This window comes from Methyloceanibacter sp. (genome assembly GCF_050728395.1).
Classification (GTDB): Bacteria; Pseudomonadota; Alphaproteobacteria; order Rhizobiales; family Methyloligellaceae; genus Methyloceanibacter.
Genome location: NZ_JBOHJB010000086.1, coordinates 1 through 10,824, shown reverse-complemented (window position 1 = coordinate 10,824; position 10,824 = coordinate 1). Strand labels below are relative to the sequence as shown.

Sequence of the window (10,824 nt, the reverse complement as noted above, 5' to 3'; positions counted from 1 at the left end):
GTGCAACCCGAGCGGGATGAGGATGCCCGACAGGGCCGCGACCAGGAGGTTGATGATCATGGCGGCGCCAATCACTACCCCCAGCTGTCCACTGCCGAACCAGTAAAACGCGATTGCGCCCATGATCAGGGCGAACACGAGCCCGTTGAGCAGGCCGACAATGGTCTCGCGGCCGATGACGCGGGCGGCATTGACCGCGCCGAGATCCTGCGTGGCGAGCGCGCGCACCGCCACGGTCATCGTTTGGGTCCCGGCGTTGCCGCCCATTGAAGCCACGATGGGCATGAGCACGGCAAGCGCCACCATCTGCTCGATGGTGGCATCGAACAGGCTGATCACGAAGGAGGCAAGGATCGCCGTGCCGAGATTGACGAACAGCCAGATGAAGCGGTGCTTGGTGGTCTGCCAGACCGGATCGGACACCGATTCGCCGGCCACACCGCCGAGCCGCAGGATATCCTCAGAGGCTTCCTCCTGGATGACCTCGACCACGTCGTCGGCGGTGATCATGCCAACCAGCCGCCGATCGGGATCGACCACCGGCGCCGAGGTGAGATTGTAGCGCTCGAAAGTGCGCGCCACCTCCTCCTGATCCGACGACACGTCGATCGGATGAATGTCGCGATCGGTGATCTCTTCGATGTTGACCGGCCGCTTGGAGCGCAGCAGGCGATCGAGCGCCACCGAGCCCATCAGGTGGAAAGAGGGATCGACGACGAAGACCTCATAGAAGCGGTCCGGCAAATCCTCCGCCTCGCGCATGTAGTCGATGGTCTGCCCCACCGACCAGAACGGCGGCACGGCGATGAAATCGGTCTGCATGATGCGGCCGGCGGAGTCCTCGGGATATTCGAGGCTCCGCTCGATGGCCGCCCGCTCGAAGGACGGAAGCTTGGCGAGGATGTCGGCCTGGTCTTGCTTGTCGAGATCCTCGATGACGTAGACCGCCTCGTCCGAGTCGAGCTGCTGCAGCGCCTCGGCGACCGCCTCGTTCGGCATCTCCTCGAGCACCTGGTCGCGCACACCCTCATCGAGCTCGGAGAGCGCCGCGGCGTTGAAGTCGCTGCCAAGCGTGGCGATGAGGGGTTCGCGCTGCTCCGGACGGAGAAGCTGGATGAGATCGGCGAGGTCGGCCTCGTGCAGCGGCAGCGCAAGCTCGCGCACCGTCTTGGCGTCGCCGGCCTCGAGCGCGGCCACCACGGCGTGCAGAAACTCTGGGCGGAGCGTCCCCTCGTCGTCGCGCAATGTGATCTCGTCTGCCGCCTCCTGCATCCCGCGCTTCCGATCGCAATGTCCTAAAGGGCTTCAAGCTGGAGCAAGGCCGCCGGCCCTGAAAGCGACAATCGACGCGAGGGGTGACGCTTTGCGAGATTGCCGCTTCCGGCCTGCAATGACAGGCGCGGCGGATCGCGCCACTTAAGCCTTGTTAGGGGCGAATCTCCAGCCAAAAATGGCCGCAGCCGTCGGCGAATCGGCCACGCGCGGCTTAGAGTTGGGCCGCCAATTCGGCGAGCTTGGCGACGGTGTGCATGTTCCGCGCCGTTCCAGACTTGGCGGCAGGAATCTTGAGCTTGGACTTGCCCATCCCCTCTCCGTAGTGAACGTAGATCTCGCGGGTTCCGAGTGCGATCCGCTCGTCCATTCGGCCGACCACATGATCGATCGCATCGCAAGGCGGCGGTGCGTCGAGAAAGAAGGCCATGGTCCGGTTGGCCGGCGCCTCGGCAAATGGGTTGTTGGCCGCTACCGCCACCATCTCCGCCGCGGTCCGCACGAAGACGCCAACTTTCTTGCCGGCGTAGTCCTCGAGACGAGCCTCCAGGACCACCTTGACTTGCACTTCGGACTTTCGGCAGCTGAAGATGACGTTGCCGCTGGCGATAAAGGTTCGCACCTTGGCGAAGCCAGCCGCCGCGCACAGCGCCCGCAAATCTTTCATGGGCAATTTCCCCGTGCCCCCGACATTCACCGCGCGCAAGAGAGCAACGAAGGTGGTCATTTAGAAGGGTCCCGGAAGCTCCCCCGGCGATCTGCCATTTGAGGGGGAGTGGTGCGGTCGAGAGGAATCGAACCTCCACGGGCTATGCCCACAGCGCCCTCAACGCTGCGCGTCTACCTATTCCGCCACGACCGCATGGGATGTTCCGAGGGTTCACCCCGGATATGGCTCTAAGCGTGCCCCGCGGCAAGACCGCATTGGGGGCCGGGCTGCATTAGCAAACCTGGCTGACGCGTGCAAGGCGAGGCTGAAAGGGCTAGGTTTGGGCCGCGAGTGCATATTGAGGCTGCCATTGGCCAATCCTGCCGTCCTTTTGCTTGAGCCGCGAGCAGCCGCCGCGGCGGACGTCGAATGGCTCACGAGCCGCGAGCCGGTGCCTTACGAGGCGGCGGTCGAGGCCATGGACGCACGCGTGGCTGCGATCCTCGACGGCCGCGCGCCGGAATCCGTGTGGCTGCTCGAGCACCCTCCCCTCTACACCGCCGGGACCAGCGCCGCGCCGGAAGAGCTGATCGAGCCTTCGCGATTCCCGGTGTTCAGAGCCGGCCGCGGCGGCCGCTTCACCTATCATGGGCCTGGCCAGCGCGTGGCCTACGTGATGATCGACCTTTCCCGACGCGGCCGCGACGTGCGCGCTTTCGTGCATGCGCTTGAGAGCTGGCTTATCGCGACGCTCGCCAAGCTCGGTGTTGAGGGCGTGCGGCGCGAGGGACAGATCGGCGTGTTTGCCGGTGAGGCCAAGATCGCCAGCATCGGCATCCGCATCCGCCACTGGGTGAGCTTTCACGGCGTAAGTCTCAATGCCGATCCGGACTTGGAGCATTTCGCCGGCATCGTGCCTTGCGGCCTGAATGCGCCGGTGACCAGCCTCGCCGCGCTCGGGGTGAGCACCAATATGCAGCACGTGGATGCGGCGCTTCGAGCCGCCTTCGAGGATGCGCTTGGGCCGCTCAGCGCCAATTGGTCCCGAGCACCCTGAATCCGGGGCTGACCAACCCGCCCTCTTTCATCACCGTCACCTTGGAAACCTGCGCATCAGGCGGTCCATCGGCGCAACGCCGCAGCATCTCGTCGACCTTGTCGGCGGGACCGGAGAACACCGCCTCGACGCTGCCGTCATTGGCGTTGCGCACCGTCCCGTTGAGGCCAAGCTCGCGCGCCATCTGGTCCGTCCAGGCGCGGTAATAGACGCCCTGCACCCGCCCCTCGATCTTCACACTCACGGTTCGCCTCGTCCGCTCAGCCTTGGTCATCGCTGGCGATAGTCGCCGTGTACTCGTCAATTGCGTCAAGCCACGCGTCACCATGTCGAGGAAGAAAATCCGAGAGTCGAGGCATCTTGCCGAAAGCGGTGCGGACTGCCGAATTCCCGCCGCCGAGTTCCTTTACAATCCCACCGATAAGTTTAGCGAGCGCCTCATTGTATGCCTTACCGGGCTCAGATCGATCCCACCATGTTGCCGGACCCGTATCGACGAGACCCCATCTGTCAATTGCTCCCAGGTTAAGCAGCGATTGACCATTTGGCGACGCATGCTTGAGATTCATTCCGCCCTTCATTTCCGGATTGATCCCATGTGGGGCCGCCCGTGCCAAGAACTCCTTCAGATGCGCAGCCATTCCGGGTTCGCGTTCATCAAGGAGCTCGTAGAACTCGTCCTCACCTAAGGTTATTCTGCGGGCTCGTCCGGTCGACACGGAAGTCGCGACAGGCGGCACTACGACAATTCGCGGACCGCCATTCATCCCTCCATCATCAATCTGGACGACACCCCGTTCGATCAAAGTTGTCTGCCCGAGAACGCTTGGATAGATCAATCGCGCGCCAGATACGGGGGTTTCATAAACCCCGAGTTCGATCAGGGAAAATACAAACCGGTGACCGGCGTGCGACTGCAACAGCTCTGCCAACAGTGTAATGTCTTCGCGAATTCCATCACCCACGACCGCAACAATTGCTCGACCGCGCCAAAGGTTACGGGAAACGGCGTCGATAAACGTGACTTCATCGAAATCTGCATTTGCGTTGGCAGCTACCAAGGCGGCCACACTCTGTTCCGACTCGCCAGCGGCTTTGCGAGCGCTTTTTACCGCCGTTTCCAGTTCTTCGTAGGAGAGGCGGAAAACAGCAGCGGCATATTCCATTGCTTGCGCCACTACCGTCCGCCGGGCTTCCGGATTTCTCCATAGCTTGGTTTCGACTAGTACCAAACCACCAGCTTGAGTCGCGAACAGATTGTCGAGCGCGCCTGAACTTCCCCCTCCAAAATCAAGCGGCAATTCGCGACACAGCGAGATGGGTGTCCCGAACCCAGGTTCAATCTGCTCAATTGGCAAAACTTCTGGATGCGTATCCAGGAGCGCCTGTAACCACGCTTCATCGTACGTCCCCGGCAATCCACTCCTAAGATCAAGGCGATTGAGCTTCTCACCCCTACTCTCGCCTGCACTCAACCAAATCGGATTCCCATCGCGGCGTCCCATCTGCGTCTCCACCGCCTCAGGCAAATTCGAGGATCACGGCGTCGACATTGAGGCTGTCGCCGGGCTTGGCCAGCACCTTCGACACCTTGCCGTCGCGCTCGGCTTTCAGCACGTTCTCCATCTTCATCGCCTCGACGATGCAGAGCGCATCGCCGGCCCGCACCTCCTGCCCGACGTCAACTGCCAACGACACCACCATGCCAGGCATCGGGCAGAGCAGGAATTTCGAGGTGTCGGCCTTCTCCTTGACCGGCATCAGCGCCGCGAGCTCGGCCTCGCGCTCGGTCAGCACACGCACCGAGACCTCGACGCCCTCATAGGTGATGTCATAGCCGTTGAGGATCGGTCGGATTTGCACGAAGGCAGGCTTACCGTCGATGGTGCCCTTCCAAACGGGGTCGCCGAACCACCAGTTCGACGCGAGATTGATCGTCTTCCCCCCGCCCTCGAAGATCACGGTGAACGGTCCCTCGACGCCGCCCACAACGGTGACCCGCTCGGCGGCACCGGCGATTTCGATGATGCGCACCTCGGCGAACTGCACCGGCTCGCCGTGCATCTGCTGGGTGATGGCGCGGCGGCGCTGATTGCTCATATGGTCGATGGTGGCGGCGATAGCGACGATCGCGTCCCGCTCCTCGCCGGTCGGCAATGGCGGCTTGAAGCCTCCGGGGAATTCCTCGGCGATGAACTTGGTGGAGAGCCGCCCCTCCCTCCAGCGCTTGTTGCGCATGACCACGGCGAGGAACGGGATGTTGTGGCGGAATCCGTCGATGGCGAAGGCATCGAGCGCCTCGCCCATATGCTCGATGGCCTCTAGCCTCGTCGGCGCGTGCGTGATCAGCTTGGCGATCATCGGGTCGTAATAGACCGGGATCTCGCCGCCCTCGCCCACGCCCGAGTCGAGCCGCGTGGTGATACCTTCGACCGTGGTGCCCTCGCGCGGCGGCCGGTAGCGGATCAGCCGCCCGGTCGACGGCATGAAGTTCCGCACCGGATCCTCGGCATAGATACGCACCTCGACGGCAGAACCTTCGAGCTTCACGTCCTTCTGCTTGAGCTTGAGCTTCTCGCCGGCGGCGACCCTGAGCATGGCCTCGACGAGATCTAGCCCGGTGACGAGCTCGGTCACGGGATGCTCGACCTGAAGCCGCGTATTCATCTCCAGGAAATAGAAGTTGCGGTTCTTGTCGACGATGAACTCGACGGTACCCGCCGTGTCGTAGCCGACGGCCTTGGCCAGCGATACCGCTTCGGCGCCCATGGCGGCGCGGGTCTTGTCGTCGATGAACGGGCTCGGCGCCTCTTCCACCACCTTCTGATTGCGGCGCTGGATCGAGCATTCGCGCTCGCCGAGATGGATGATGTTGCCGTGCTTGTCGCCAAGCACCTGTATCTCGATATGGCGCGGCTCCTCGATATATTTCTCGATGAACACGCGGTCGTCGCCGAAGCTCGACTTGGCTTCAGACTTCGACGAGTTGAAGCCCTCCTCCACCTCTTTGCGGGCATAGGCAATGCGCATGCCCTTGCCGCCGCCGCCGGCCGACGCCTTGATCATCACCGGATAGCCGATCTCGTCGGCAATCTTGACCGCCTCCTTGGCATCCTTGATCACGCCAAGATGGCCGGGCACGGTCGAGACCTTGGCCTTGGCCGCAAGCTTCTTCGACTCGATCTTGTCGCCCATGGCCTCGATCGCCTTGACGTTCGGGCCGACAAAAATCATGCCGGCCTTGGCAAGCGCCCGGGCGAAGGCGGCGTTCTCCGACAGAAAGCCGTAACCCGGATGGATGGCGTCGGCGCCGGTCTCCTTGGCGGCGGCGAGGATCTTGTCGATGTCGAGATAGGATTGGCTCGCGGCGGCAGGGCCGATGCGCACCGCCTCGTCCGCCATATCCACGTGGAGAGCGTCGCGGTCGGCGTCGGAATAGACAGCGACCGTAGGGATGCCAAGCCGCCGCGCCGTCTTCATGATGCGGCAGGCGATTTCACCCCGATTGGCGACGAGCAGCTTGGCGAACATGGCGGAGGGATCCCCAGCTCTAGCCCGGCTCTTCTAGAGGCTCGTGGGGGGAGAGTAAACCGGCGACTATTCTGCCGCCGGGTTGAGCCGCTTTCGCTTCGGAGGTCTGCGGCTGCCCTTGCGGCTCTTGTCCTGTCCGGTCGAGGCCGCTGCCGCCGCCGAACTGAAGGCGAGGACCTCTGCCGAATGTCCTTCTTCCCTCTGGCCCTCGCTAACGAGCGTGGCGAGGTCGGCGTCAGCCGCGGCTTGGCCTGCCGCTTTCGCAGGCATGTCGGCCTCGGCCGCGACCGGAGCAGCATCGGACGGCGGGGGGGCGTGTTCGGCCGCGCGCGCCCTTGCCTTTTGATAGTCCTTGGCGAGGAAGGTGTAGACCGCTGGCGTGACGAACAGGGTGAAGATCGTGCCGATGGTCATGCCGGCGGCGATCACCACGCCGATATCGAAGCGGCTCGCGGCGCCGGCGCCCTTGGCGATCAGCAGCGGCACCATGGCCATCACCATGGCCGCCGTGGTCATCAGGATCGGCCTGAGCCTGATGGCGGCCGCCTCTTCGATGGCTTGCCGGCGGCTGAACCCCTTGTCCGCCTGTAGCTTGTTGGCGAAGTCCACCATCAGGATGCCGTGCTTGGAGATGAGGCCGATCAGGGTGACCAGCCCGATCTGGGTATAGATGTTGATGGTGGCGAGCCCCGCATTGAGCGGAATGAGCGCCCCGAAGATCGAGGTCGGCAGCGCCACCAGGATAATGAACGGGTCGCGGAAGCTCTCATATTGCGCGGCGAGCACTAGGAAGATCACCACCAGGGCGAAGATGAAGGTGTAGACGAGCGTGCCGCCTTCCTGCACGAACTGCCGGCTCTCTCCCTGGAAGTCGTAGAAGAATCCCTCTGGGAAGCCCTTCGCCTTGTCCTTGAGGAATTCGATCGCCTCGCCCACGGTGCGGCCCGGGAAGGGCACCGCCGACAGCGTCGCCGAATTGAGCTGCTGGAAATTGGTGAGCGCGTTCGGTTGCACCGTCCTGGTGATCGAGGCGACGTTCGACAACGGCACGAGCGTGCCTGACGCCGTGCGGATCTGATAGCGCGTGAGCCAGCTTTCGTTCAGCCGATAGTCGCGCGGCACCTGCGGGATCACGCGGTAGCTGCGCCCGTAAAGATCGAACAAATTCACGTAGTTGCCGCCGAGCAGCGTCGCCAGCGAGCCGCCAATGTCGGCCATGGAGATGCCGAGCCGGTTCGCCTTGTCGTGGTCGATGTGAAACTCGATCTGCGGCGTCTCGAAGCGGAGATCGGAGTCGGAGAAGATGAACAGCCCGCTTTCGCGCGCCGACTTCTCGACATCGGCAAGAACGTCGGCAAGCTCTCGCGCGTCGCGCGTGGTGGTGATGACGAACTGCACCGGCGGTCCGCCGACCGAACCCGGCAGCGCCGGCGGCGAGAAGGCGATCGCCTGTGCCGTGGCGATGCTCGAGATGCGCGGCTCGAGCTCCTTCAGCACCTCTTTTTGACTTCGCGTCCGCTCGCCCCAAGGCTTGAGCAGGATGCCGGCAAAGCCTTGGTGCACGTCGCCCAAGCCGTTGATGGTGAACACGTGCTCCTTCTCGGGAACCGTCGAGTAGACCTTGTAGAGCTGCTGGGTCGCATCCTCGAGATAATCGAGATTGGCGTATTGCGGCGTCTTGACCAGGGTGAAGAGAATGCCCTGGTCCTCCTCGGGCGCGAGCTCCTTCTGCGTCGTCATGTAGAGGAGCCCGGTCGCGGCGATCACGCCGGCGAGCACGAGCAAGGTCACCGGGCGATAGTTGAGCGTGCCGTGCAGCTTGCGCTGATAGCGCTGCTTGAGACGCTCGAACATGCGGTCGAGGAAGGCGGTGAAGCGGCCTCCTCCCCCGCCGTTATGGGCCTTCAGCAGCCGCGAGCACATCATCGGCGAGAGCGTGAGCGCGATCACGCCGGAGACGAGCACTGCGCCGGCAAGGGTAAAGGCGAATTCCTTGAACAGAGCGCCGGTCAGGCCCGACACGAAGCCGATCGGCGCGAACACCGCTGCGAGCGTGATGGTCATGGCGATGATCGGATAAACGATCTCGCGAGCGCCCATCAGCGCGGCTTGCATCGGTCGATGCCCCTCCTCGATATGGCGGTAGATGTTCTCCACCACCACGATGGCATCGTCCACCACGAGGCCGATGGCGAGCACGAGCGCGAGCAGCGTCATCAGATTGATGGAATAGCCGAGCGCGAGCAGGAGCCCGAGCACGCCGATGAGCGACAGCGGAATGGTCACGATCGGGATGATGGTCGACCTGAGATTGCCGAGAAACAGGAAGATCACCACCACGACGATGATCGCAGCCTCGCTCAAGGTCTTCACCACCTCCCACAGCGAGGCACGGATGAAATTGGTGGCGTCGTAGGCGATGGTTGCCTCGAGCCCTACGGGAAGCTCGCGCTGAACCTCGGGGAACGCCTTGCGCACATTGGTGATGACGGTGAGCGGGTTCGCTGTCGGCGTGGCATAGACGCCGATGAACACGGCTTTCAGGCCGTCGAACACCGAAGAGGAATCAGCGCTTTGCGGCCCAAGTTCGATTTCGGCCACATCGCTCAAGCGGATCAACGCATCGCCGCGGTTTAGCACCACAAGCCGGCCGAAGGCCGCCGGATTGTCGAGCGAGGTCTTGGCGTCGATATTGGTCTGCACGAAATCGCCCTTCACCTGGCCTGGCGCCGAGGTGAAGTTGTTGTTGGCCAACGCCGCGCGTACATCGAGCGGGGTGACGCCGAGGGCCGCCATGCGATCGGGGTCGAGCCAGATGCGCATGGCGAAGATCTGGCCGCCAAGGATCTCGGCATTGGCCACGCCGTCGATGGTCTGCAACTTCGGCTGCACCACGCGGTTGAGGTAGTCGCTGATCTGCGATGAGTTCATCACCTTCGAGTTGAACGACAGGTACATCAGGGCATAGCCCTCGCCCGTCTTCTTGGTGACGATCGAATCGTCGGCCTCGCGCGGCAGAATGCCTTTCACCTGCGCGACCTTGGAGAGCACGTCGGTCATCGCCCGGTCGGGATCGGCGTCGAGTTTCAGATTGAGGGTGACGGTGCTGACATTCTGCGTGGAGGTCGCCACCAGCGTGTCGATGCCCTCCGTGCTCGCCACCGCCTGTTGGATGGGCACGGTGATGAAGCCCTGGATGAGATCGGCATTGGCGCCCGGATAGACCGTGGTCACGGTGATGGTGGTGTTCGACAGCTCCGGATACTGCCGGATCGGCAGCTTGAATCCGGCCTGCGCGCCGATGAGCAGGATCAACAGACTCACCACACTGGCAAGCACCGGCCGCTTGATGAAGATGTCGGTGAAGGACATATGGCTACTGCTTCGGCCGCTCCGCGGCGGGTGTCAGAGGCCGTGAATTGTCGATCTTGATGGCGGCGTCGGGGTGGAGCTTGAGCTGGCCGCTGGTGACCACCTGCTCGCCGGCCTTCACGCCTTCCAAAATCGCCACTTCATCACCTTGGCTCGGGCCGACGCGAACGAAGCGCCGCTCGACGGTGAGCTGCGGCGCCGGCACCTCCACCTCGCCGACGCTGGCGGTCTTCTCCGGGGCCGGCGGACCCACCTTCACCACCCACACGCTGTCGCCATAAAGCCCGTAGGTCACCGCGGTGCGCGGCACCGTCACGAGCTCCTTGGGCTTGCCTTCGAGCACGGCCACATTAGAGAACATGCCGGGCAGCAGCCGGTGGTCGGCATTCGGCAGACGCCCCCGCACCATCAGCGTGCGCGTGTCTTGCGCCACGCGGGCATCGAAGGCCTCAATCGCCCCTTTGAACACCTGGCCAGGATAGGCATTGACGCCGAGCTCGATCGGAGCGCCGATCTTGAGCTTGCCGAGATCGCCTTCAGGGACCGGAAAGTCGATCCAGATCGGGTCGAGCGCTTGCAGCCAGACGAGCGGGTCGCCAGCCTTCACATATTGACCCTTCTCCACCCGGCGAAGCCCCAGCCTGCCGGCGAAAGGCGCGGTGATGTTCTTCTGCGCGATCACGGCTTCCATGCGCTGCACAGCCGCAGCCGCGGTGTCACGCTTCGAGGTGGTCGTATCGACGACGGCCTGGGATACGAATTCCTTTTTGACGAGACTTGCTTGCCGCTTGAGATCGGCATTCGCCTCGAGCAGAACGGCGCGGTTCTTGAGGAGGTCGGCCTCTTCCACCGACGTGTCGAGCTCGACGAGCCTGGTCCCCTTCTCGACATCGTTGCCGCTCTCGAAAGAGTAGTTCTTGACGATGCCGGCGACCTCCGGAGA

8 protein-coding genes and 1 tRNA gene are annotated in these 10,824 nt (G+C 63.3%); 1 reads left to right on the top strand and 8 read right to left on the bottom strand.

Annotated features, from left to right (window positions below; translation table 11 throughout):
- The 3 genes from mgtE to ACREC7_RS13345 form a co-directional block, all read right to left on the bottom strand.
- Positions 1–1,272, bottom strand: a 1,272-nt coding sequence (mgtE, locus tag ACREC7_RS13355; RefSeq protein WP_431556183.1) for a magnesium transporter, incomplete at its 3' end; no start/stop codon positions are given.
- 214 nt (positions 1,273–1,486) lie between these two features.
- A complete protein-coding gene (locus tag ACREC7_RS13350; protein WP_431556182.1) occupies positions 1,487–1,999 on the bottom strand; it encodes a DUF1697 domain-containing protein in 513 nt (170 codons plus the stop codon).
- Between the two features lie 49 nt (positions 2,000–2,048).
- Positions 2,049–2,134: transfer RNA gene (locus ACREC7_RS13345), tRNA-Leu, on the bottom strand.
- Positions 2,135–2,291: 157 nt separating this feature from the next.
- Here ACREC7_RS13345 and lipB point away from each other — a divergent pair.
- On the top strand, positions 2,292–2,978 hold the full coding sequence (gene lipB, locus ACREC7_RS13340) for a lipoyl(octanoyl) transferase LipB (RefSeq protein WP_431556181.1): 687 nt from the start codon (positions 2,292–2,294) through the stop codon (positions 2,976–2,978).
- Here lipB and ACREC7_RS13335 read toward each other — a convergent pair.
- The 5 genes from ACREC7_RS13335 to ACREC7_RS13315 all read right to left on the bottom strand — a co-directional run.
- Positions 2,950–3,222 (bottom strand): acylphosphatase, encoded by a 273-nt coding sequence (locus tag ACREC7_RS13335; RefSeq protein ID WP_431556180.1) that lies wholly within the window; start codon positions 3,220–3,222, stop codon positions 2,950–2,952. The genes lipB and ACREC7_RS13335 overlap by 29 nt on opposite strands.
- A gap of 16 nt (positions 3,223–3,238) precedes the next feature.
- Positions 3,239–4,483: a hypothetical protein gene (locus tag ACREC7_RS13330; protein WP_431556179.1), complete on the bottom strand. Its 1,245-nt coding sequence runs from the start codon at positions 4,481–4,483 to the stop codon at positions 3,239–3,241.
- A gap of 16 nt (positions 4,484–4,499) precedes the next feature.
- Complete coding sequence (locus ACREC7_RS13325; RefSeq protein WP_431556178.1) at positions 4,500–6,509, bottom strand: acetyl-CoA carboxylase biotin carboxylase subunit; 2,010 nt, start codon at positions 6,507–6,509, stop codon at positions 4,500–4,502.
- 66 nt (positions 6,510–6,575) lie between these two features.
- The gene (locus ACREC7_RS13320; protein ID WP_431556177.1) at positions 6,576–9,881 is read right to left on the bottom strand and encodes an efflux RND transporter permease subunit; all 3,306 of its coding nucleotides are present in this window, start codon (positions 9,879–9,881) and stop codon (positions 6,576–6,578) included.
- A 4-nt stretch (positions 9,882–9,885) separates the two neighbouring features.
- The coding region (locus ACREC7_RS13315; RefSeq protein WP_431556176.1) for an efflux RND transporter periplasmic adaptor subunit at positions 9,886–10,824 on the bottom strand (939 nt) is incomplete at its 5' end.

What these genes read in the sequence shown, in the direction of transcription:
- ACREC7_RS13320 (WP_431556177.1), bottom strand. Translation starts at nt 9,881, where the DNA reads ATGTCCTTCACCGACATCTTCATCAAGCGGCCGGTGCTTGCCAGTGTG.
- ACREC7_RS13350 (WP_431556182.1), bottom strand. Translation starts at nt 1,999, where the DNA reads ATGACCACCTTCGTTGCTCTCTTGCGCGCGGTGAATGTCGGGGGCACG.
- ACREC7_RS13330 (WP_431556179.1), bottom strand. Translation starts at nt 4,483, where the DNA reads ATGGGACGCCGCGATGGGAATCCGATTTGGTTGAGTGCAGGCGAGAGT.
- ACREC7_RS13325 (WP_431556178.1), bottom strand. Translation starts at nt 6,509, where the DNA reads ATGTTCGCCAAGCTGCTCGTCGCCAATCGGGGTGAAATCGCCTGCCGC.